Source organism: uncultured Cocleimonas sp. (assembly GCF_947495625.1).
GTDB lineage: Bacteria > Pseudomonadota > Gammaproteobacteria > Thiotrichales > Thiotrichaceae > Cocleimonas.
Genome location: NZ_CANLZW010000016.1, coordinates 26530 through 49487 on the forward strand (window position 1 = coordinate 26530; position 22958 = coordinate 49487).

Annotated in this window: 27 protein-coding genes; 17 read left to right on the forward strand and 10 right to left on the reverse strand. The window is 39.7% G+C overall.

Annotated elements, in window-relative coordinates; translation table 11 throughout:
* Positions 1-29: 29 nt before the first annotated feature.
* Positions 30-377 carry a hypothetical protein gene (locus Q1A31_RS10455; RefSeq protein ID WP_299876101.1) on the forward strand — a complete coding sequence of 116 codons (348 nt, stop codon included), beginning with the start codon at positions 30-32 and terminating at the stop codon, positions 375-377.
* Positions 378-412: 35 nt separating this feature from the next.
* Here Q1A31_RS10455 and Q1A31_RS10460 read toward each other — a convergent pair whose 3' ends face one another.
* Positions 413-1309 (reverse strand): DUF364 domain-containing protein, encoded by an 897-nt coding sequence (locus Q1A31_RS10460; protein WP_299876103.1) that lies wholly within the window; start codon positions 1307-1309, stop codon positions 413-415.
* A 107-nt stretch (positions 1310-1416) separates the two neighbouring features.
* Positions 1417-2277, reverse strand: coding sequence for an NAD-dependent protein deacetylase (locus tag Q1A31_RS10465; protein ID WP_299876105.1), 861 nt, complete (start codon positions 2275-2277; stop codon positions 1417-1419).
* Positions 2278-2442: 165 nt separating this feature from the next.
* Here Q1A31_RS10465 and Q1A31_RS10470 point away from each other — a divergent pair, with 165 nt between their 5' ends.
* The 3 genes from Q1A31_RS10470 to Q1A31_RS10480 all read left to right on the forward strand — a co-directional run bounded on the left by Q1A31_RS10470 (position 2443) and on the right by Q1A31_RS10480 (position 4431).
* On the forward strand, positions 2443-3024 hold the full coding sequence (locus Q1A31_RS10470) for an RNA polymerase sigma factor (protein ID WP_299876107.1): 582 nt from the start codon (positions 2443-2445) through the stop codon (positions 3022-3024).
* 2 nt (positions 3025-3026) lie between these two features.
* On the forward strand, positions 3027-3812 hold the full coding sequence (locus Q1A31_RS10475) for a hypothetical protein (RefSeq protein WP_299876109.1): 786 nt from the start codon (positions 3027-3029) through the stop codon (positions 3810-3812).
* Positions 3813-3942: 130 nt separating this feature from the next.
* Positions 3943-4431 carry a DsrE family protein gene (locus Q1A31_RS10480; RefSeq protein ID WP_299876111.1) on the forward strand — a complete coding sequence of 163 codons (489 nt, stop codon included), beginning with the start codon at positions 3943-3945 and terminating at the stop codon, positions 4429-4431.
* Between the two features lie 170 nt (positions 4432-4601).
* On the opposite strand, the gene Q1A31_RS10485 is transcribed toward Q1A31_RS10480, so the two are convergent.
* Positions 4602-6248, reverse strand: coding sequence for an alpha-D-glucose phosphate-specific phosphoglucomutase (locus Q1A31_RS10485; protein WP_299876210.1), 1647 nt, complete (start codon positions 6246-6248; stop codon positions 4602-4604).
* 110 nt (positions 6249-6358) lie between these two features.
* Between Q1A31_RS10485 and Q1A31_RS10490 the strand changes: the two genes are divergently transcribed.
* The 3 genes from Q1A31_RS10490 to Q1A31_RS10500 all read left to right on the forward strand — a co-directional run bounded on the left by Q1A31_RS10490 (position 6359) and on the right by Q1A31_RS10500 (position 7983).
* Positions 6359-6739 (forward strand): DUF1249 domain-containing protein, encoded by a 381-nt coding sequence (locus Q1A31_RS10490; protein WP_299876113.1) that lies wholly within the window; start codon positions 6359-6361, stop codon positions 6737-6739.
* Between the two features lie 223 nt (positions 6740-6962).
* Entirely contained in the window at positions 6963-7445 is a 483-nt protein-coding gene (locus Q1A31_RS10495) for an Rrf2 family transcriptional regulator (protein ID WP_299876115.1), read from the forward strand.
* Positions 7446-7617: 172 nt separating this feature from the next.
* Positions 7618-7983 (forward strand): hypothetical protein, encoded by a 366-nt coding sequence (locus Q1A31_RS10500; RefSeq protein ID WP_299876117.1) that lies wholly within the window; start codon positions 7618-7620, stop codon positions 7981-7983.
* A gap of 33 nt (positions 7984-8016) precedes the next feature.
* Here the strand turns inward: Q1A31_RS10500 and argB are convergent, their stop codons facing one another.
* From argB to coaBC, 4 genes are all read right to left on the reverse strand, one after another.
* Positions 8017-8904: an acetylglutamate kinase gene (argB, locus tag Q1A31_RS10505; RefSeq protein WP_299876119.1), complete on the reverse strand. Its 888-nt coding sequence runs from the start codon at positions 8902-8904 to the stop codon at positions 8017-8019.
* Positions 8905-8995: 91 nt separating this feature from the next.
* Positions 8996-10411: a phosphomannomutase/phosphoglucomutase gene (locus Q1A31_RS10510; RefSeq protein WP_299876121.1), complete on the reverse strand. Its 1416-nt coding sequence runs from the start codon at positions 10409-10411 to the stop codon at positions 8996-8998.
* Entirely contained in the window at positions 10389-10856 is a 468-nt protein-coding gene (gene dut / locus Q1A31_RS10515; protein ID WP_131906483.1) for a dUTP diphosphatase, read from the reverse strand. Before dut ends, Q1A31_RS10510 begins: the two co-directional genes overlap by 23 nt.
* 107 nt (positions 10857-10963) lie before the next feature.
* Positions 10964-12193 (reverse strand): bifunctional phosphopantothenoylcysteine decarboxylase/phosphopantothenate--cysteine ligase CoaBC, encoded by a 1230-nt coding sequence (gene coaBC, locus Q1A31_RS10520; protein ID WP_299876126.1) that lies wholly within the window; start codon positions 12191-12193, stop codon positions 10964-10966.
* 116 nt (positions 12194-12309) lie between these two features.
* On the opposite strand from coaBC, the gene radC reads away from it, so the two are divergent.
* The gene (gene radC / locus Q1A31_RS10525; RefSeq protein WP_299876128.1) at positions 12310-12981 is read left to right on the forward strand and encodes a DNA repair protein RadC; all 672 of its coding nucleotides are present in this window, start codon (positions 12310-12312) and stop codon (positions 12979-12981) included.
* 84 nt (positions 12982-13065) lie between these two features.
* Here the strand turns inward: radC and Q1A31_RS10530 are convergent, their stop codons facing one another.
* On the reverse strand, positions 13066-13380 hold the full coding sequence (locus tag Q1A31_RS10530) for a DUF1330 domain-containing protein (protein WP_299876130.1): 315 nt from the start codon (positions 13378-13380) through the stop codon (positions 13066-13068).
* A gap of 189 nt (positions 13381-13569) precedes the next feature.
* On the opposite strand from Q1A31_RS10530, the gene Q1A31_RS10535 reads away from it, so the two are divergent.
* The 3 genes from Q1A31_RS10535 to Q1A31_RS10545 all read left to right on the forward strand — a co-directional run bounded on the left by Q1A31_RS10535 (position 13570) and on the right by Q1A31_RS10545 (position 15664).
* Positions 13570-14313 carry an AzlC family ABC transporter permease gene (locus Q1A31_RS10535; RefSeq protein WP_299876132.1) on the forward strand — a complete coding sequence of 248 codons (744 nt, stop codon included), beginning with the start codon at positions 13570-13572 and terminating at the stop codon, positions 14311-14313.
* Positions 14306-14620, forward strand: a complete 315-nt coding sequence (locus tag Q1A31_RS10540) for an AzlD domain-containing protein (protein ID WP_299876134.1) — start codon at positions 14306-14308, stop codon at positions 14618-14620. The genes Q1A31_RS10535 and Q1A31_RS10540 overlap by 8 nt, the downstream gene beginning before the upstream one ends.
* A gap of 216 nt (positions 14621-14836) precedes the next feature.
* A complete protein-coding gene (locus Q1A31_RS10545) occupies positions 14837-15664 on the forward strand; it encodes an ABC transporter substrate-binding protein (RefSeq protein ID WP_299876136.1) in 828 nt (275 codons plus the stop codon).
* Positions 15665-15688: 24 nt separating this feature from the next.
* On the opposite strand, the gene Q1A31_RS10550 is transcribed toward Q1A31_RS10545, so the two are convergent.
* Positions 15689-16393 carry a putative 2OG-Fe(II) oxygenase gene (locus Q1A31_RS10550; protein ID WP_299876138.1) on the reverse strand — a complete coding sequence of 235 codons (705 nt, stop codon included), beginning with the start codon at positions 16391-16393 and terminating at the stop codon, positions 15689-15691.
* Positions 16394-16759: 366 nt separating this feature from the next.
* Between Q1A31_RS10550 and Q1A31_RS10555 the strand changes: the two genes are divergently transcribed.
* The 6 genes from Q1A31_RS10555 to ispF all read left to right on the forward strand — a co-directional run bounded on the left by Q1A31_RS10555 (position 16760) and on the right by ispF (position 22562).
* Complete coding sequence (locus Q1A31_RS10555; RefSeq protein ID WP_299876140.1) at positions 16760-18406, forward strand: CTP synthase; 1647 nt, start codon at positions 16760-16762, stop codon at positions 18404-18406.
* A gap of 40 nt (positions 18407-18446) precedes the next feature.
* Positions 18447-19280 (forward strand): 3-deoxy-8-phosphooctulonate synthase, encoded by an 834-nt coding sequence (gene kdsA / locus Q1A31_RS10560; RefSeq protein WP_299876142.1) that lies wholly within the window; start codon positions 18447-18449, stop codon positions 19278-19280.
* Positions 19281-19450: 170 nt separating this feature from the next.
* Complete coding sequence (gene eno, locus Q1A31_RS10565) at positions 19451-20758, forward strand: phosphopyruvate hydratase (protein ID WP_299876144.1); 1308 nt, start codon at positions 19451-19453, stop codon at positions 20756-20758.
* 121 nt (positions 20759-20879) lie between these two features.
* Entirely contained in the window at positions 20880-21284 is a 405-nt protein-coding gene (locus Q1A31_RS10570) for a septum formation initiator family protein (RefSeq protein WP_299876146.1), read from the forward strand.
* Positions 21277-22005 (forward strand): 2-C-methyl-D-erythritol 4-phosphate cytidylyltransferase, encoded by a 729-nt coding sequence (ispD, locus tag Q1A31_RS10575; protein ID WP_299876148.1) that lies wholly within the window; start codon positions 21277-21279, stop codon positions 22003-22005. Before Q1A31_RS10570 ends, ispD begins: the two co-directional genes overlap by 8 nt.
* Positions 22006-22073: 68 nt before the next feature.
* The gene (gene ispF / locus Q1A31_RS10580) at positions 22074-22562 is read left to right on the forward strand and encodes a 2-C-methyl-D-erythritol 2,4-cyclodiphosphate synthase (protein ID WP_299876211.1); all 489 of its coding nucleotides are present in this window, start codon (positions 22074-22076) and stop codon (positions 22560-22562) included.
* A 70-nt stretch (positions 22563-22632) separates the two neighbouring features.
* On the opposite strand, the gene Q1A31_RS20985 is transcribed toward ispF, so the two are convergent.
* Positions 22633-22908, reverse strand: a complete 276-nt coding sequence (locus tag Q1A31_RS20985; protein WP_366943006.1) for a hypothetical protein — start codon at positions 22906-22908, stop codon at positions 22633-22635.
* Positions 22909-22958: the final 50 nt, after the last annotated feature.

Consider the following 22958-nt stretch of genomic DNA (forward strand, 5'->3'; position numbering starts at 1 on the left):
TTGAGGCATTTGAAAGCAATTAATACACTATGAAGATATTACTAGGCTGGATTCTATTTACTTCTCTTTTGTCGATAGCGATAGTTTTTAAGGCACCAGACTTTTTGCCTGTTGGTGAAAAGTCTTCAGTGATGATAAGTCAGTCATCTCAGATTGAATTACTGGAAGAGCTGATGAGTCAGGAAACCATCGACCGTAATCTTCTTCAGGAAAAGTATTCTGAGCTAAAGCAAAACGATAAAGGTGATGTCGCTGGCGCCCAGTTAGAGTCTCTATCAATTACGAGTCTATTATTTGCTTTAGTGGGATTGAATAAACTAAATATTATTTTGATCGCTATTTACTGGTTTGCTACCCGTAACAAGAAAGGTTTATAAAAAAACGCCTTTAAGTAGGGGGGTGACTAAAAACCTTAATTATCCTTATTTTTAATCCTTTCTAGTAAGGTTTCAATACTGGGATAATCTTCACGAGTTAGCTGGTATTTATTGCCAGAATGTCCCCATGATTCTTGATTATCTAGTGCCTGTTTCAAAGCAGTAATATCTGTAAAGTGGTAACCGCCGACTGCATCAACACCGTGTTTAAACAATATATCTGGGAGGCTGCTGCCACTTGGTCCAATTAAACTGAATGACTTGGCTTGTTTGCTGTGGGATAAGACTACATCTAAGGTGTTATTGATGAGTGTAGAAGCGGTACACAGGATATGATCGCAGTTAGAAAGATCTGCTACATTCTCTGTCAAAGTAACGCCTGTTTGCAATTCAACGCGAGCTGGATTTTTCTCCAGCACCAATATTTCAAAACCCTTTTCTAACAACCTCTCGATTAAAGGAGAGAAGAAACCAATCATGCCGATTCGTTCGCCTTTTTTTGCCTGATCAATGCCGATGCTACTGGTCTTGTTTTTATCTTTTCCAGGCGCTGTAAATCCAGCTTGGTTCATAATGAACTGGCTGACAGCATTGATTGCACCCAGCGCTATTGCCCTTTCATGCAGTGTAGTGCTTTTGAAGTTTTTGATGAGGCTTAGGGTATCTGGTTTTTCCCTGTTACCGCTAGAATTAGAATAGTTGCTTTCAAGGTACGCTTCGAGCTGCTTTAGCGTGTCGTCTAAACTGACATAGAAAGCGCCAGCGCTGCCGTCTTCTAGAATAACAACACCGAATTCGTCTTTCTTTTGCTTATCATTACTTTCAGTATTTTCATCAGCTAGATGAGGAAGATAGATACCTTCGACTTCGGGAAAATCAATCTTCTGAGCAATGTCAGTAAATAGTGCGATATATTCGCTGGAGATATCCATAATAACAGAACCTGAAAATGTCTAATGCTGGAAAAAATAAACGAGTTTAACGTTATACATACAAAGCGAAAAACAGGCTAAAAGTAGGGGGGTGTACATTATATTATTTAGATCAATTGATTAACCAGCTCAGGAAGTACTTCTTCACAAGATTCAGCTACAACCAGATCAAACATGTCTTCGCCGCGCATTTCGCCCTGATTGATGGCGTATAAAGGCAGATTGTTTTGATGCGCCCAGCGAGGAAAACGAAATCCTGAAAATACTTTCAACGAGCTACCAATCACCAGTAAACAATCAGCTTCTGCCAGGCTTTTAAAAGCGAGTTCAACACGTTCTTTGGGGACAATGCCGCCAAAAAATACAACATCTGGCATTAATCTACCGGCACACTTTTCACAGGGTGGAATGTTGACTGTGTCAGTTTCGTAGTCATCGATATTGGCATCGCCATCTGGCAAAGCCTTGCTGCTGATTCGTTCAATGTAGGCTTCCAGGTCTTGATTTGATTCGACTAATCTGGGTTGATAATCAGCGCGTCTGCTGATGTCATTGCAATCCAGGCAAATGATTTGATCAATGCGACCGTGCAAATCGATGACTTCTTTTGCTCCCGCATTACTGTGAAGTCTATCTACATTCTGCGTCACAATTTTTGATAGCAGACCGTTTTCCTGCAGTTGTGTAATTGATTGGTGTGCAGCATTTGGTTTTGCATGACCGGTTATTATCCAGCCTGCCATGCTACGCGCCCAGTATCGTTTTCTGAATGACTCTTGAGTAATAAATTCATTATGCTGAATTGGATTTCCCGCCTGCCAGTTACCTTTATTGTCTCGATAGGTCGGGATTCCAGAAGGTGCACTGATGCCCGCGCCACTAAGCACCCAGATTTTACGTTTGTTTCTTAATGCAGTAACTAGTTGGTCTGCATTTGCATATTGAGTTTTATTTTGTTTTAACGACATATTTTAAAGGCATATTTTTTAAAGACAGGTTTAAAAAAAGATTTTAAGGAAAAAGATAAAAATGAAAATAATATATTAAAAAATGGAATAAAAAGCTAAGCGCTACGTCTATAGTATATGAACACGAAATAAAATTTAAAGACATGAGTAATTTATAGAAAATTAATGATACAAATTTCCTTTAAAACCGCTTCTAAACGTACATTTAAAAAAGCTCTGGAAGCACATCGTCCAGCGCTATACAAGATTGCGTGGTCGTGGTGTCATGATGTCACCCTAGCTGAGGATCTTGTGCAGGATACTTATGCAAGAGCACTAAAGAATCGATCTCAACTCAAGGATTTAACCAAACTTAAACCGTGGCTCGCTAGAATCCTGGTGAATCTACATGCGGACTATTTTCGGGCTAAAAAGGAATATGTCGAACTTGAGAACAAGCATCTGATGTCTGATCTCGATCCCATTACTCTGGCAAGTCGTGAAGAATCTATCCAGCTGGTTAGATATGCAATATCGCAACTAAATGATAAACAAAGAAAAATAATCAGTTTGATAGATATTGCAGAATTTAGTTATGCCGAAGTGGCTGAAATTTTAGACATTCCCATGGGAACTGTCATGAGTAGAATAAATCGCGCGAGACAAGCGCTTAAAGAACAACTAGAAAATATTGAACGTCAGCAACTTGAGAAGCAAATAGAAAAAAAGCTATCCCAAACAACACCTCGCCTAAGAAGGGTTAAATAAACATGACATTCAAAAAATATAAATCGCTATCAGATGAAACTTTGAATGCGCTGGTGGATAACGAATTTCCTGCGGCAGAGCGTTCTGAGTTACTGGCGCATTTGCAGACTGATAAAGTCAGTAAAGAAAGAGCTTGTGAAATCAGTTATCTAAAAGACCGAGTAAAAACAGCATACAGTGATATTCCACAACCCACCTCACAAGTAAAAGTCAAAATAGCAAAACGACATTTATATCGAATGGTTTCGAGTGTGTTTTTTGCACTTGTTGTGGTTGCTCTAGCGGTTGTAGGGTTGAATGGCACATATAATTCAGAAAACAATCGTTCAACAACGCAAACTGCATCATCAAATGATTCTCAAAGATTGGTGGTACTTGATCCGGATGGCAGAGCTCAAAACCTGAGCCAGAATAATAGTGAAGAACTGCGTGTGGTTTTTCACGTATCGAGCACAACGCGTTTGAGTGCTAACGAATTACTGGATGATATAGAAGGCTTACTCGAACAATCGATTAAAGATAATCAGAAGATCAGAGTTGAAGTGGTGGCGCATGCAGAAGGTCTTGATTTGTTACGCGAGCGTTTGTCGACCGAAAAACCACGTATTACTGCCTTGTCTAAACAGTATCCTGAACTCACATTTGTCGCTTGTTTGAATACCATAGATAGAATTAAAAGAGAAAATGGTATCGACGTAAAATTAATCTCAGAAGCAGAATCAACTCAATCTGGTGTTGCCTATGTCGTTATGAGACTGCAACAAGGTTGGTTATATATTCAGGTTTAACCGCGTTCAATATGCTTTTCTGCTCATCGGTAGAAGAGAAAAGCTAGCAATAATAAATACCGAATACGTTTTATATTTATGAAATATTAAAAAAACTCATAAAAATGTAATTTAACCCGATAGGAGATCAATGATGAAAAAAATTATTACCAGTATTTTAGCGTTAGTATTTTTAACGATAGCGAGTATCAGCACAGTCAATGCGGCTGATAATGGTTATGGAAAACAAAAGGTGGTTTACCACATTAACTATGATGATCCGAAAAAGCAGAAAGGTGCTTTAGTGAATATTCAAAATCACATTAACGCTGTTGGTGCCGAAAATATGGAGATCAAAGTTGTATTGCACGGAAATGGATTAGCATTACTCTTAGAGCCTGATTCATTGGCTAATGTACCAAAATTCAAACATGCAAATGCGACTGATAAAATGACTGTTAGGATTGATGGTCTAAAAGATCAGGGTGTTGTGTTTAATGTTTGTAATAATACTGTTAAAGGTAGAAAGGTTAGCGTTGATAATGACTTATATAATGTTGAACAATCAGAGATTGTACCAAGTGGCGTTGCAGAATTAGCCAAGTTACAAATGCAGGGTTATACCTATATTAAGCCTTGATAGTTAGACTATTGCGAATTGAGGCAAACTGGACTGGGTAGCGAGAATTGCTACCCAGTTTTTTTATCGTTAAATTAGAAAAGTCACCCCCCTACTTATAGGCAGTTTTATAGGCCTTTTTTTCTAATCATTTAATTTTTAATCTATTAGATAATTTATAAGGGCGTGTATCACGTAATTACGGTTGGCTCATCGCGGCCTGTAAATCCAATGATATTCGCAATCAATTCGGCGGTTTCAATCAAATCATAAAGCGCTTCCTGAGTATCAAGATCGTGATGCTTTATATCTTCCACATAACGCTCAATGTATAAACGTAAAGTAGCACCACCAGTTCCCGTTCCAGAGAGGCGGAAGATGATACGTGAAGCATCATCAAATAAAATTCGAATACCTTGATTGGCGCTAATGCTGCCATCAACCGGATCGTTATACGTGAAATTGTCTGCGGTAACTACCTTGCGATTATTGAATTCACGTTCTACTAAAGAATCCATATTGCTCTGTAGATTCTGAATTAATTTATCCGCAGCTTCGCTTGGGATGTTTTCATAATCATGTCTGGTGTAGTAGTTACGGCCGTATTCAGCCCAGTGTTGACGTAGGATATCTTCGACACTTTGTTTGCGTTCAGCAAGGATATTTAACCAGCATAGAACTGCCCATATACCATCTTTTTCTCTGACGTGATCAGAACCTGTGCCAAAGCTTTCTTCACCACATAAAGTAATGCGACCATCGTCTAATAGGTTGCCAAAAAACTTCCAGCCTGTGGGTGTTTCGTAGCAAGGAATACCCAGTTTTTCTGCAACACGGTCAGGTGCCTGACTGGTTGGCATAGAGCGCCCAATACCTTTCAAGCCGCCTTTGTAAGCAGGAATAAGGTGTGCGTTGGCTGCGATAACCGCAAGAGAATCACTAGGTGTCACAAAGAAATAATCACCCATAATCATATTACGATCGCCATCTCCATCTGATGCCGCTCCAAAATTTGGTGAAGAACCCGTTTCCGCAGCGTCGTACATCAGATCGACTAGTTGTTTAGCATGCACAAGGTTTGGGTCTGGATGACCACCGCCAAAATTAGGTAGGCACTCCCCACGTATCACGGTGCCTTCGTCTGCACCGAGTTGTTCCTCCAGAATCTTTTTCGCGTATGGACCTGTAACAGCGTACATCGCATCAAAACACATGGTGAATTTATCGGACGTGAGTAGTTGTTTAATTTTAGGAAAATCGAATAAGCTTTCCATTAGATCAGCGTAATCAGCAACAGAATCGACGATTTCGATCTGCAATCTATCAATTGTGTATTCACCAATAATATCTAAAGGAATACCTTTAATACCTGCAATGCGGTACTCAGTAATTTTCTTTGAGGCTTCGAATACAGCATCAGTGAATTCTTCAGGGGCAGGGCCGCCGTTACTGATATTGTATTTAATACCAAAGTCACCATCCATGCCGCCCGGGTTGTGACTTGCAGAGAGTATAATGCCGCCTAGAGCTTTATTCTTGCGAATCATGTGCGAGGCTGCAGGCGTAGAAAAAATACCACCTTGTCCAAGTATGACCTTGCCAACGCTATTGGCAGCAGCCATGCGTAAGATTATCTGAATCGCTTCTCGATTATAGTAACGACCGTCTCCTCCAACAATTAATGTTGATCCTGCAAGGTCGGGTAAACAGTTAAAAATTGACTGTACAAAATTTTGTAGGTAGTCAGTTTGTTTAAATGTATTAACTGTTTTACGTAAACCAGATGTGCCAGGTTTTTGGTCAGTAAAAGGTTGAGTTTTTACTGGCTGAAGTTTAATTGGTTTGCTGTAGTACATGATTGTTATGTTAAAATAGTTAAATGGAAGTAAAAAATAAAAATACAGACGCATTCACCCCACGACCGCATTCATTTATTGATTTAATGAATATGTATGAAGGCAATTATATACGTCTTCGGCTCTTCTGTGGCGATATTCGTCAACTTCCTGATGAAACGATCTCTCAGGTAGAGGGTGGAGTACCTGTAAGTTTGAAAGTCATTGAGCGATCACGACATACGACTCTTCTGATGATAACTTATTTGTTTGAAGATGAAGAAAGACGTCCTGATTTAAAAGTACAAATTTATCATGATTCCCGTCAGGCCGACGTGGTTAGCCGAAATTGTAGAATCACTGGTCGTGATATTCGTCTATGGGAAAAGCAGTTTGATAATGTCTTATTGTGTCGCTGGCGCCTGAACCGTTTCCTCTATAAATGGTTAGGCTACCTTGAGCATCAAGGTCATTCTTTTAAAGTGGATAAGTAATACTTTACGTAAAAATAGTTTTTTATTGAAGATATAGAGTAAATCCACAAAATTTATTAATTAAAACATCAAATAAATTTGTACAAATGGTGGTTGCTAATACTTGACAAAAACCCTTGGTTGTTTAACAATCCTTACTAAATTAGTAGGGTATTAGTGCAGTCTGGATGCATCTGTTGCATCAGTTCTGACGTTAAGGTCCTACACCAACCCGGAGATCGACATGAAATTATCAACAAAAGGGCGTTACGCAGTTACCGCAATGATGGATTTGGCTATCCACGACAGGGATGGCCCTGTGACATTAGCCGACATCTCAAACTGCCAGGGAATCTCACTTTCTTATTTAGAGCAACTTTTTGCCAAGCTTCGTCAAACAGGTTTAGTTGAGGGTGTTCGTGGTCCAGGTGGTGGATATCGCTTAGGTAAGCCTGCTAACCAAATCAGTGTTGCTGATATCGTTGTAGCTGTTGATGAGTCCATAGATAGTACACGTTGCAAAGGCAACCTTGATTGCAATAAAGGCGAGCGTTGTTTAACGCATCATTTATGGAATGATTTGAGTAATAGACTTTACGATTTTCTAGACGGTATTAGCTTGTCAGAGTTTATTAAAGATCCTGAGGTTCGTAAGATCTCTCGCAGAATGGATTCTACGGCGAGTCGCATTGCTAATATGTTCCCGCCTGTATCAAAAGCAAGCTAAAGACAGCTAATTACGAATTAAAGAAAACTTCAAATTACATCACGACCTAGTGTCGTGATGTAATCAAAAAATCTATAGCTTGGATATTTTAATAGCGCATGAAAATGGTGTCTTATTAAAATACGCATCAAAAAATTCTGAAAATAAATTAATCTGCTTTTATACTAATTGAATGAGCAAAGCGCTTAACGATAAAGAACAAACAGATCTCAAACAAACGTTAGAATTAAAACCTAATTCACCGTTATGGAAGCGTGTTCCTACAAAAGATGAGTCTGGAAATTATCTAGGGGATTTCATGATCATGATTCCCAAACTAAAAATTGCTCCCCCTGAACATCAAAAGCTAACCTTAGATAAACTCAATGCAGTATTACATCGTTATCAGGAAGTGGTGGTTTTTGCAGATTTAAATCTTAAAATGAATTTACTCTGGATTTCAGTTCGCCCAGTTAAGGGCGTTATGCTCGATATTATAACTGCGATTATTGAATCTGTGCCAGAAGCCAAGCTGATCTCGGATAGACCGCCTCGCTAAGTTTGTAAAAGATAAAATATACTACGATCTATCCTATCTATTAATAAGAGTGCCTTTGCCTTCATCGGTGAGTAACTCTAGCAGTACTGCGTGTGGCACTCGTCCGTCAATAATACTTGCTGATTCAACACCCGCTTCTATTGCATCTAAGGCGCACTGAATTTTAGGTAGCATCCCGCCACTAATAGTGCCGTCTTCAGTGAGTCTTGCAACATCATTTTTATTCAGGCCCGTTAATAATTCACCTTGTTTATCGAGTACACCAGGTGTGTTGGTGAGTAATAATAGTCTTTCGGCATTCAATACTGCGGCCATTTCACCAGCAACGATATCGGCATTAATATTATATGAAACGCCGTCTTCACCTACACCAATAGGAGCAATAACAGCGATGAATTTTTCATTATCCAGCAAAGTAACAATGTCGGGATTGATTTTTTCTACAGAACCAACTAATCCAAGATCAATGATTTCTGAAGGTTGAGATTCAGTCGCTTTGCTTTTCATCTCAAGCTTTTTAGCCAGAATTAGATTGCCATCTTTGCCCGTCAAACCAACGGCTCTTCCGCCTGCTTGATTGATGTTACTGACAATCTGTTTATTTACCAGTCCGCCTAAAACCATTTGAACAACATCCATGGTTTCACCATCTGTGACACGCATGCCTTCGATGAATTTGCTTTCTTTTCCTATTTGATCAAGTAGTTTGCCAATTTGTGGTCCACCACCATGAACAATTACCGGATTAATACCTACCTGTTTTAACAGCACGATATCTCTGGCAAAGCTCTTTTTAAGGTTTTCATCTGTCATGGCATTGCCGCCATACTTTATCACTACCGTTTTACCCGCATAACGCTGAATATAAGGTAAGGCTTCGGTTAAAATATGGGCAGTTTGATTGGCATCTTGGACAGACATAATATGAAATTCGCTTTTTAGTTAATTTGTTTCTAATAACTGTTGATTAAATTCCACAGTCATTAGATGTGTTTTGTGACGCAGATTATAACTAAAAAGGAAGGTGATGTTTGTAGTCTATAAGTTTAAATACCGCTTTAAATTGTTTTTTTATTTCTAGCAGACGTTCTTCAGTCGCTCCTTCAAAACGTAAACCAATACTAGAGCTGGTATTTGAGGCGTGAATAAATCCCCAGCCATCATCGTATTCGACTCTGAGTCCATCAATTAGATTGAGATCAGCGCCGGGGAAAGACGCATTTTTAATAAACTGGGTTATTAGCTCAACGGATTCATTGTGGCTTGCGAATTTTAGTTTGTATTCTTCAGTAGCGAAACCATTAGGAATTTCTGAAAATACTTCGGCGGTAGATTGTGTTGTTTTTGATAAAATTTCTAATAATCGTGCAGCAACATAAGGGGCGTCATCAAAATCATTCCATCGATCACGTAAAATAATATGGCCACTAAATTCACCCCCCATAATTGCATTTAAACGCTTCATCTCAAGTTTTATTTTTGAGTGGCCGTTGGCACAAATTGCAGCTTGTCCGCCAGCTTTACGTATTGCTTTGGGAAGTAAATAACTGCATTTGATTTCGTAGGCAATACGACTACCCGGAAAGGATTGGAGGATACTTTGTGCCAGTAAAATCATGATTCTATCTGGCCATAAAATATTGCCTAGATTATCTACAGCAATCATACGATCACCATCGCCGTCAAAGGCGATACCGATATCGAGATTGTTTTCTTTAACGTGTTTAATTAAATAGGTGAGATTTTCAGGCGTCGTAGGATCAGGTGAATGATTGGGAAATGTTCCATCTAGTTCACAAAATAGGGGGTAGACTTCACAACCCAGATTATTAAAAAGATCTTCAGAAAATAGTGAGGTAGCACCATTGCTTGAATCAATCCCGATACGCAGTTTTCTTTGGATTGCTATGTCTTTTATGACAGCTTCTTGATAATGCTGATTGGCAGAATCAAATGCTGTCAGCTTTCCACTTTTAACGATAGGATAATCGTTTTTGCTTATATCAAAATATAGCGATTCAATGGCTGAAGTGGATAACGGTTGAGAATCGAAAACAATTTTGATGCCATTATGATCAGATGGACTATGACTACCCGTAATCATGATTGCATTAGTCATATTGAGGTACTGTAAAGAAAAATAGACTACAGGTGTCGCTGTTAGGCCTATATCAGTGACGTTACAGCCGGAGCTTAAAAGTCCTTTAATTAACTGTTGGGAGATGTCCTGACTAGATAGTCTGCCATCGCGCCCAATGATTATATTCGGTGAATGTTGTTCGAGAAGTTGATTGCCAATCGCTTCTCCAATCAGAAAGGCATCATGAAAATTATTTTCAGAACACCATTCTTTGCCTATTTGACCACGTATGTCATAGGCTTTGAAAATGTCTTTATTGATATGTTTATTTTTGACCAGAGTGTCCAAAGCCACCAGTTCCTCGTTCGCTATCGTCAAAAGACTCAACCAGATTCAGTTTTGCCTGAATCACGGGAATTATCACCAACTGTGCAATACGATCTCCGGATTCGATGGTGTATTCGGTATCACCACGATTCCAGCAGGATATAAATAGTTGGCCTTGGTAGTCAGAATCAATCAGTCCGACTAAATTTCCCAACACGATGCCATGTTTATGGCCCAAACCAGAGCGAGGTAAAATCGTTGCTGCGAGTGTTGGGTCTTCGATATGAATGGCTATACCGGTTGGAATTAAATGCGTATCGCCAGGTTTAACCACAAGTGCTTCGTCTATACAGGCTCTTAAATCCATACCTGCAGAACCTAAAGTCGCGTATGAAGGAAGTGGAATGGTATCTCCGATACGATCATCAAGAATTTTATAATCTACGATATAATTTGGTTCGTGCATTTTTGTGTTTAGCCCTTTTGTGCATGTATTTCGACATGTCTGTATTGCTTAGTGTCGAAAATTAAAATTTGGTTTAATAAAACTTTAACGATAGTTAAATAATAAGGTTAAGCATTTTCAGAAATAATTTTCATGATTTTGAATGCTAATTCTGATTTGTCCATTTCAGGAATTGAGATTTGTTTGTCGTTTTCCCCATCTTTTATAATTATTTCTACTTGATTGGTGTCTTTGTCGAATGCTTTGTTTGAACCCACTTGATTCGCAACAATCATATCCAGTTTCTTACGCAGCATTTTTGCTTTTGCATGTTCAACTAAATGCTCGGTTTCAGCGGCAAATCCTACACTAAATAGGTCTGGGTATTTATGAGATACATCAAATAAAATGTCAGGGTTGTAAGCCAGTTTTAACGATAAATCATCTTCAGACTTTTTGATTTTCTGATCGGCTATATTGGCAGGTGAATAATCTGCCACAGCAGCAGTCGCGATAAAAATATCTGCCTTATCTGCCAGCGATAATGTTTTTGCATGCATTTCTTTGGCAGATTCTACCAAGTGTCTTTCGACACCAAGCGGTGCTTCTAAAGCAACAGGCCCAGACACCAGAATAACGTTTGCTCCCATTTGTTTAGCGGCATTAGCAATGGCATATCCCATTTTCCCTGAGCTACGGTTGGTGATATATCGTACAGGGTCGATTGCTTCACGAGTTGGGCCCGCGGTTAGTAAAACGGTTTTACCAGCAAGGGGCTTTGTCGATGAATCTGTGTTTTGATCGAAAGAGTTTTGTTCTAAAGATAACAGCGCTTCCGTTAATTCTTGCGGCTCAAGCATTCTACCAGCACCTGTTTCACCACAGGCTTGCTCGCCTTCGGCCGGTCCGTGCAAAGTGATTCCCCGTGACTGCAAAATCTGAGCGTTATGTTGAGTTGCTGCATTCGACCACATTAATCGATTCATCGCTGGTGCTAAATGAATCGGCGCATCAGTCGCCAAGCAAATCGTAGAAAGTAAGTCATTAGCATGACCGTGGGTAATTCGAGCCATGAAATCAGCGCTAGCAGGCGCGACCATAATGAGATCAGCCCAGCGTGCGAGTTCAATATGACCCATTCCCGCTTCAGCATCGACATCTAATAGATCTGTAGGTACTGGATTCCCGGTGAGTGCTTGCAGTGTGAGTGGCGTGATGAATTCGCAAGCTGCTTTTGTCATACACACTCTGACATCAGCCCCATTTTTGATTAACTGGCGCGTTAATTCAGCAGTTTTATAAGCAGCAATACCACCGCTTATCCCTATAAGTATTTGTTTATTCGTTATAAATGACATAATTGCGCTAATTATACCAAATAACCTGAGAATATTGCATGTTACATGACGAGATGAATTGATTTGTTCGTCTTGATTCATTGTTAAACACAAAGCAATAGGACACCCCCGTACTTATGGCAATAACTGATTGGGCTGTAGAAGATAGACCTCGTGAGAAATTACTCGTTAAAGGAGCGCAAGCATTAACCGATGCAGAGTTGCTTGCGATTTTTTTACGCACTGGCATAAAAGGCAAAACAGCGGTCGATCTTGCACGAGACTTGCTCGCTGAAAGTGGTGGTTTAAGTCCATTATTGAGTGCTGATGAAAAAAGTTTTTGTCAGGGTAAAGGTTTAGGTCAGGCGAAGTATGTACAAATGCAGGCGGTGGTCGAGATGAGTCGTCGTTACCTCGAAGAAAAGATTCATCGCGGCGATGCGATGAGCAATGTTAGCGATGTTAAAAAGTATTTACAATCTCGTCTTCAGCAATATCCGTTTGAAGTATTTGCCTGTTTGTTCCTGGACAATAAACATCGAGTCATCGAATACGAAGAGCTTTTTAGAGGCACTATTGATGCAGCTAGTGTTCACCCTAGAGAAGTGATTAGACGGGTATTGCATCATAATGCCGCTGCAATTGTGCTCGCCCATAATCATCCTTCGGGCGTGGCCGAGCCCAGTCAAAGTGATAATCTCATTACCCAAAAACTTAAAGATGCGCTCCAGTTGATTGATGTTCGTGTGCTTGACCATTTTATTATTGGCGATGACATTGTTTCATTTGCTGAGCGTGGATTGCTTTGAAGTAATATAAATGTAGCGTCGATATAAACTAAAAACCCCCTATAAGTAGGGGGTGACCATTTAATTTTTTATCAAGTGATGTGTTTAATCGCGAGGTGGTAACCCCTTAACCATCGTTAAAAATTCCATATTGGTACCCGTACGGCGATGTTCAGAAATTGCCTGATAATCCGCATCTGCGTACCAGTCTTTGGCAGCTTGTTCTGAGGGAAAAGTGAAAAGAATCATGCGCCCTTCGCGAGGTATAGTGCCTTCTAGCGTTTCTGCAGAATCATCATAGGTTAAAAATTCTCCGCCATATTTTTTCAGAATAGGGAAAAAACTCTTCTCATATTTTCGGTATTCATCTTTATCGGTAATGTGTAAGTTCACTACCATATATACTGGTACATCTGCCATCTTAAGCCTCTTTGTGATTTTATTTTATTAGGATGATTCTAGTCTAAATTATTGACTTTACTTTCGGATTTTTAAAAAAAGTGCCTAAAACTAGGGGGGTGACTAAATTACATTCAGCTGTAACTGTCAGCATCAAAAAAATAAAAAATGTACCTTGTTGATTGATTTACATGCACTACACTTGCGCCTATGAAAGAAACCACGAAATTATTCTGGCAAGGTACGAGGGATATTATTCCCCTGTTAATTGCTGCCGCTCCTTTTGGTATCGTTTATGGCGCTTTGGCTCAGGCAAACGGGCTTTCCACATTGGCGACTATTGGAATGTCGCTGTTCGTTTTTGCGGGTTCTTCACAATTTGTGGCAGTGACTTTATTGGGTGTTGGTGCTGCATTGCCGGTCATTTTACTCACCGTGTTTATTGTCAATCTCAGGCATATGTTGTACTCGATAAGTATGATGCCTCTTGTGAGTGAATTACCGCAAAAGCTGCGATTAATTATGTCATTTTGGCTGACTGATGAGGCCTACGCTACGTTGAGTAAGCGTTTGCTGGATGAACCTGGAATGCCAAATTTCCAAAGGTATTATTTAGGCGCTGCGTTTGCCATGTATTTCAATTGGCAATGTTGTACTTTAATTGGCGTATTTTTAGGGCAGCAAGTACCGGATTTAACCAAATGGGGCTTGGATGTTGCGATGGTCGTAGCCTTTGTAGGAATAGTGGTGCCGATTTTACAAAATAAAGCACAATGGGCGTGTGCGGGAACGGCATTTATTTCTGCTCTGTTAACCTTCAATTGGCCACATCAAACAGGTTTGTTATTTTCTTCTTTATTAGCGATATTGGTTGGCTTGTTTTTATCCCGTGATACCTATGCAAAGAATCAAATTGAAGCAGGTGGCAACAAAGTAGGTGACAACAGTGAATGAATGGTTATTGATTATCGGGATGATGGCGCTCACTTTCATCCCAAGGTATTTACCCATCGCTTTGGCGGGCAAATTTAGGATTCCGCCATTATTAGGTCGCGCGTTGGAATTTGTTCCGATTGCTGTGTTAACAGCGATAATCGCGCAAACTAGTTTAGTGCATGATGGTGAACTCGATATCGCGTTTAGTAACCCTTATTTATATGCGCTTATTGCAGCGGTAATTACAGCCTGGATTACCAAGCATACGTTTAAAACGATACTTGTTGGTTTGATTGTTTATGCGATTGCTTTTGTTTTAGTTTAATTTTTTGATTAGACCAATTATAAGGTCTGGTAAGGTTTAAATGTATTCAAACTCGTGAAATTTAGCTGATCAAGCATTGCTGCTGAACTCTAAGATGGTGATATGGTTTATAGAGGAACAATTGATAAACAAATAAAAATGGAAAACATGAATAAAATATAATAAAATCATAATGTTTGTTACTTTCTGAAAAACAATAAGAACCAATAATATTAGATGACATTACCTTTTAAATTAATTGCACTATCTATTATATTGGGGGGCTTTCATGCCTTTTTTATATCCTCTGTTGCATATAGCGCGCCAACAAAAAGTGCACCAGTAAAAAATGCACCAGTAAACAGTACGCCAATAAAAAATACATCCATTAAAACCATCAAAATGATTACGCCTTCCTGGGATGGGTATACTAATGAGGATGGCACTGGGTTTTATTTCGATTTTTTCAGGAAAATCTATGAGCCTGAAGGAATACAATTAGAATTTATTATTGCACCATGGAGAAGAGCTACTCACGAGGTAAAGTCGGGTAATTCTGATTTTATGGTGAATGCCTATTTAACGCCTGAGAAGCCTTCTTTTATTTATCCTAAGCAACCCATGAACACGAGCTACACGCTTGCTTTATTTGATAAAAGCAAGGTTGACTGGAATGGCCAAAAATCGATAGAAAACAAAAAAGTTATCTGGATGCATGGTTACGGGTTTCACAAATACCTTGATGTTGATGTCAACTGGAGTGAGATTGGGACACTAAAACAAGGTTGGGAACTGTTGAGAGCCGGCAGGGTTGATTATTTTCTCGATGACTCTCTAACGACAGAGAATTATATAAAAGACAATAATCCAGATATGAGTAATATAGGAAAAGAAATTGCTTATACTATAGATACATACCCAAGATTCCTCGATTGTGAAAGATCAAACGAGTTAATCAGGATTTACGAAAAAAGAATGAAAACGCTTATCAAAAGCGGAGAGCTACAAGCGCTTTTTGAGCAATGGAATATCAGACTTCCGCCCTGGATGCCTGCAAAAGTCTAATAGAAAGAAAGTTAACGATTATTCCTAAGCGTTTGAATATCCATATTTAAATCCCGAAGGGTTATGAATACGTGCATGGAAAGATACGATTACACGATCTTTTTCTCCTGAGTAGGGGAATGGCATGTGTTTGATGTGCGGTGGAAAAATCACCAGTTTGCCATCTTCAGGGTACGAATCGAAATGGGTATCCTGCAAATAAACATTACCAAATTCCCCATGCCCACCTGCTGAAGCTTCCATATTCGGTCCATAAAAACGGGTTACGCCATTAGGCATTTTACCTTTCTCAACATCCTCGGCTGACTTGTCCGCATCACCCGATTGCACATAATAAACCCCAGACCACGCGCAATTTCCATGTACGTGTGTCTCGTGAAAAGTGTGTCCATTAGCAACCTGAAACCATAAGCCGGTAATTTCTATATTGATATCTTTGGGTTGTCCCCAGTAAGGCGCGTTGACTTCGCTGCCGATTTCGAAAACGCCATCCATAATAAATTTAACCAACTTTTGTAGCGCTGGGTTGTCTTTGTATTGTGCCCACATATCATCGGTGCTGGCGTACATTTCAGATTTTACCGTTTGATGCGCGCTACGATGTTTGCCAAAAAGTTCGAGTAACTCTTTATTCACTTTTTGGTGTTGGCCAAATTTCTTAATCAGGATGGGTGTTGGCCAGAGTAAATGAAGGTTAGGATTGTTTTTTTTAGGTGCGCGTTTCTTCATTGGATTGTTAGCCTGATATCTCTTTTTAAACGAAGCCTGAGAATAATGGTTAATCAGTGTTAACTCAACGCACTTGTATAAAAAAGTCAGTGTCACGACGCGCTAAAGTGAGTGCTGGCGTTTTGTTAGAGTTATAAAGCTAATGTTCTATGGTAAAGATATACACCTGAATAATATGAAAAAAAACGGCTATAAGTAGGGGGGTGACTTTTCTTATATTAGATATTCATAATTTATTTTAAAAGAAGCTAATTAAGTGCTTGCTAAACCTGTTTACTGTCAGCGCTGTATGTTACGATTCGCCTCTGATAATTATCTATTTAAATCTAGATATATGGCAACTATTCAGAAGCGGAAAACCTTTTTATGACACGATATATATTCATCACCGGTGGTGTTGTCTCTTCTTTGGGAAAAGGTATTGCAGCCGCTTCTTTGGGCACAATTCTTGAAGCACGTGGTTTAAAAGTAACCATGATGAAGCTTGATCCTTATATTAATGTTGATCCCGGAACGATGAGTCCGTTTCAGCATGGAGAAGTTTTTGTTACCGAAGACGGTGCAGAGACTGATCTTGATTTGGGTCATTACGAACGTTTTGTAAACTTCACTGCGACTCAATTAAATAACTTCACCACAGGCCGAATTTATCGCACCGTTATTCGTAAAGAACGACAGGGTGATTATTTAGGTGCGACGGTTCAGGTTATTCCTCATATTACCGATGAAATCAAAAGCTCTGTGCGCGCTGGTGCAGAAGGCTACGATATCGCCATGGTTGAAGTTGGTGGAACGGTAGGTGATATTGAATCTTTACCGTTTATGGAAGCTATTCGCCAAATGGGTGTAGAAGAGGGCAGTAATGCCTTGTTTATGCACTTAACCTTGGTGCCATATTTAGCAGCGGCTGGTGAGTTAAAAACAAAACCAACACAACACTCAGTAAAAGAGTTACGTTCGATCGGTATTCAACCAGATATCTTGATGTGTCGAAGCGAACAACCCATTCCAGATAATGAGCGTCGTAAAATCTCATTATTTACCAATGTTGAAGAACGCGCGGTTATTCCAGCGATTGATATGGATAATATTTACAAAATTCCATTATGGTTGCATTCGCAAAATCTTGATCAAATAGTCGCTGAAAAATTAAAGCTTGAGAATCTTCCAGAAGCCAATCTTTCAGATTGGGAATTGGTTGTGAATCGCATGGCTTACCCGAAAAGCGAAGTAACGATTGCGATGGTGGGTAAGTACGTTGATTTAACAGAATCCTATAAATCATTGAATGAAGCCTTGAGTCACGCAGGTATTCAGACTGAATCAAAAGTTAGAATCAAATACATCGATTCTGAAAAAATTGAAAAAGAAGGTTTAGGTGAACTTGAAAATGTCGATGCGATTTTAGTACCCGGTGGTTTTGGTTCGCGTGGCGTTGAAGGTAAAATTACCGCAATCCAGTATGCACGAGAAAATAATATCCCGTATATGGGAATTTGTCTGGGTATGCAGTTGGCTGTTATCGAATTTGCACGTCATAAAGCGGGCCTTGAGAATGCGAACAGTACAGAGTTTGATCAAAGTACCCCTGATCCCGTTATTGGTTTAATTACCGAATGGAAGACCGAAGAAGGTGCAGTAGAAACGCGCGATGAAGACTCTGATATGGGTGGCACCATGCGTTTGGGTGGTCAAACGTGTTATCTAACAGAAGGCACATTGGCGCATAAAACCTATGGTACTGATGAAATCGTAGAAAGACACCGTCATCGCTACGAGTTTAATAATAACTACAGTAAAGTGCTGACCGATAATGGTCTGGTAATTTCTGGGTATTCACATGATAAAACTCTGGTAGAAATGGTTGAGTTACCTGATCACCCATGGTTCCTGGCTTGTCAGGCTCATCCGGAATTCACCTCGCATCCACGTACTGGACATCCATTCTTCACCGGTTTTATTACGGCAGCAATTAAATATCGAGATTCAAAACCTAAGAAAAGCTCTACTTAATTAACACCTTATTCATAAAGAAAGTAAGCTAGGAATATATATGAAATTATGTAATTTTGAAGTTGGACCAGATAAGCCTTTCTTCTTGTTGTCAGGCCCTTGTATTGTTGAATCTGAAAAACTAACTCTGGAAATTGCGGCTAGTTTAAAAGAAATCACAGATGAGCTAGGTATTCCTTATATTTTCAAGGCTTCTTTTGATAAAGCTAATCGCTCATCTATAAACGGTTATCGTGGTCCTGGAATGGAAGAGGGTTTACGAATTCTCGAAAAAGTAAAAACAGATCTAGGTCTGCCAATAATTACCGATGTTCATGAAGATACGCCTCTAGATGAAGTTGCATCAGTAGTAGATGTGTTACAAACGCCGGCATTGCTATGTCGCCAAACAAACTTTATTCAAAATGTGGCAAAACAGGGATTACCTGTAAATATCAAAAAAGGTCAATTTACCGCACCTTGGGATATGAAAAATGTCGTGGATAAAGCAAAAGCGACGGGCAACGAACAGATTATGGTATGTGAGCGTGGCTATACCTTTGGTTACAATACCTTAGTGTCTGATATGCGTGGTTTAGCGACGATGCGTGAAACAGGTTGCCCAGTGGTATTTGATGCAACGCATTCTGTACAACAGCCCGGTGGTAAAGGCGATAGATCTGATGGCGAACGTCAGCATGTGCCTGTGTTAGCAAGAGCTGCGATAGCAGCAGGCGTTTCTGGTGTATTTATGGAGTCACATCCAAATCCAGATGAAGCCTTAAGTGATGGACCAAACTCATGGCCGACAGGTCGTATGCGTGAACTGCTTGAAATGCTACTCAAGATTGATCAGGCTGTTAAGTCTGCGCCGTTTTTGGAAGAAACGCTCTAAGTTAAAGTCTTGCAAAAACGAATAAGCCAAATAAGAGAATAAAAAGACACCCCCCTACTTATGAATGATATTACGTTTTTGTCGTATTAAAACGTAAATAGAATTTATGCTTTGCGGGGCACTTTTTTTCCATTAATAGAATTCGAATTTAATAATTAATTGGAGACGTCATGTCTGAGATTTCAAATATTATAGCAAGAGAGGTTATTGACTCTCGTGGTAACCCAACTGTTGAAGCGGAAGTTACGCTGGCCAATGGTGTTAAGGGAAGTGCGATTGTACCTTCTGGTGCTTCTACGGGTGCACGTGAGGCCATTGAGTTACGTGATGGTGATAAGTCGAGATTCATGGGCAAAGGTGTGTTAACAGCGGTTGCTAATATCGAGGGCGAGATTGCTGATTGTATTAAAGGCATGGACGTTAACGATCAAAAAGGCATCGATAAAGCAATCATCGAACTAGACGGTACGCACAATAAATCACGCCTTGGTGCTAATGCACTTTTAGGTGCTTCTCTCGCGGTAGCGCATGCAGCAGCTAACGATAATGGATTGCCTCTGTATCAATACCTTGGCAATGAGTTTGCTTCTGGTGAAGAGAGTAAGGATAAATTTCAGTTGCCAGTTCCAATGATGAATATCATCAATGGTGGTGAGCACGCTGACAATAGTGTTGATATGCAAGAATTCATGATTGTACCGGTTGGTGCAGATAGCATTGCTGAAGCTATTCGTTATGGAACAGAAGTTTTTCATAACTTGAAATCAGTTCTTTCCAAGAAGGGAATGAATACATCAGTCGGAGACGAAGGTGGATTCGCACCTGACCTTTCATCAAATGAAGAAGCGATCGAAGTGATTCTTGAAGCAATTGAAAATGCTGGTTTCAGTGCAGGCAAAGATATTTACTTGGGTTTGGATTGTGCGGCATCTGAGTATTACAAAGATGGTAAATACGTATTGGCTTCAGAAGGTAAAAGCTTTGATGCGGAAGGAATGGTCGATTACCTTGAAACTTGGGTAAATCAGTACCCGATTATTACCATCGAAGATGGATTGGACGAGGCTGATTGGGATGGTTGGTCTGTGCTTACTCAGCGTCTGGGTAATAAAATCCAGCTGGTGGGTGATGATTTGTATGTGACTAACCCAAAGATTTTTGCAGAGGGTATCGAGAAAAGTATCGCTAACTCAATTTTGATTAAATTCAATCAGATTGGAACGCTTACTGAGACTTTAGAAGCGATTAAGATGGCTCATGACTCTAACTATACTGCGGTTGTTTCTCATCGCTCTGGAGAAACGGAAGATACGACTATTGCTGATCTTGCGGTTGCGACTAATGCAGGTCAAATCAAAACAGGTTCGCTGTCTCGTTCAGACAGAATCGCAAAATATAACCAATTGATTCGTATCGAACAGATGTTAGGAAGCAATGGTGTGTATGCAGGAAAGTCTGCATTTAAACACCTTTCTTAATTTTTATTTAAATCGTTAGTTTAAGAACTAAAATCATTAATTTACCCCGTGTTTGTTGAAAAAACCGGGGTAGATTATACTGCGTTAAAGTATTACCCAATTTACTATTAGAAATCGATCTATGAAGGCCTTGTTAATTATTTTTTCAGTGCTTCTTATGCTGCTATTGGCTGGCTTGTGGGTTGGACCAGGTAGTTTTCCGCATCTGTGGAAACTGGAAAACCGTAAAGTAGTGCAAGAGCAATCGAATGCTGAGAAGAAGGAACAGATTCGCAAAATTCAAGCCGAACTAGATGATGTCGCTTCGGGTAAGGATGCATTGGAAGAACGAGCACGTAGTGAGCTTGGGATGACCAAAAAGGGTGAAACTTTTTTCGAAGTAGTGCTTCAGCCAGAACCTAAGAAAAAGTCTAAGGCTGTAACTAGTGAAGCAGTAGCAGTAGATGGTGCTAAAAATGAATCTACTGCTGTTAAACCCTCAAAAAAAGACTCTTCTAGTATAGATATCAAAACAGGTAATGACTGATTCCATTCTCTCATCTGTTTGGGTTGTAATTCCTGCAGCAGGTGTGGGTTCTAGAATGGAGGCTGAGAAACCTAAGCAGTACCTGAAAATTGCAGATAGAACTATCATCGAGCATACACTTGCGTGTTTTATCAATCATCCTCAAGTCGCGGGTATCATTGTTGCCTTGAGCTCGGATGATCCTTACTGGAAACAGCTAAATATAAAACAAAACAAAACCCCAATATTTACTGTTGAAGGTGGCAAGGATAGAAGTGACTCTGTAGAGCAGGCTCTTGTTTATCTACGTATGGTAGAAAGAATCGATGATGATAGTTGGGTTATGGTGCACGATGCAGCTAGACCTTGTGTATCGCAGCTTGATATTGATGCTTTGCTAGAAATTCGCTCTGGTGAAAGTGTTGGCGCTATTTTGGCAACACCTGTTCGCGATACGATGAAGCGGAGCTTTCCAGATCAATTTAGAATCTCACACACAGAATCAAGAGAAAATCTATGGCATGCATTAACGCCTCAGCTATTTAAGCTAGGTCCTTTAATGAAAGCTTTAGAATTTTGTAAAACTAAATCTATTGCTGTTACTGATGAGGCGTCGGCTTTTGAAGCGCTTGGTGAACATCCTGAATTAGTAAAAGGGGGTCATGAAAATATAAAAGTAACCTATCCTTCAGATATTCAATACGCCAGTTTCTTATTAAAGAATAAACAGAAAGATAGCTGATATATAAAGATTCTAAGAATAGAAATCAGATGGATAGAAATACTATAAATTATGGGTAGTGAGTCATGATGAGAATTGGTAATGGATATGATGTGCATGCTTTCACAGAAGGTGATCATATTGTATTAGGCGGTGTAACAATAGAGCATACACATGGGCTTTTAGCGCATTCGGATGGTGATGTTCTTATCCATGCTTTGTGTGATGCCTTGCTTGGTGCGTTGGCGTTGGGTGATATCGGGCAACACTTTCCAGATAATGACTCTGATTTTAAAAATATTGATAGCCGAGTACTGCTCAAGAGTGTGTATAAACTGGTAACTTCAAAATTCTATAAGCTATCAAATTGTGATTGCACGATAGTGGCTCAGAGCCCAAAGATGGCGCCGAATATATTGACTATGAGACAAGTTATAGCCGAAGACCTTGGTGTGTCGCTTGATAGAATTAGCATTAAAGCAACAACTACTGAAGGTTTGGGTTTTGCGGGTAAAGAGGAGGGTATTGCAGTGTATGCCTCTGCTTTATTGCAAAAATTCGAAAGGGATACTAAATAGAAAAGTGCGAGTATGTTGCCAGCATCTATCGAGTATTATTCTGTTCCTGATTAGGGAAAGTCGTATGGGTCTATTGTCGTAACTGATAATTAGGTTGGTTCGAAGAATCTAATAAATTGAATGTTATTAACCATTCAAGAGCATCTTCTGCGTCTTCCACAAACCAGTTTTTTGCGGATCCCAGTCTGAATGTATAGCCCCATTCATCCATATCCGCCATCATTTTTAGTCTACCCATTTCTGGTATTTCATCGGCTAACAGTATTTGTAAATAGCATACTGCATTTTCTTCATCATAATCACCTTCTGCATTGGTATCGAGATTTTCTCGACGCTGTTGGTCCATGCAAATAAAGTGGCAGGCTTCATGAAGGGCTGAATGTAGCGGGGTGTCTT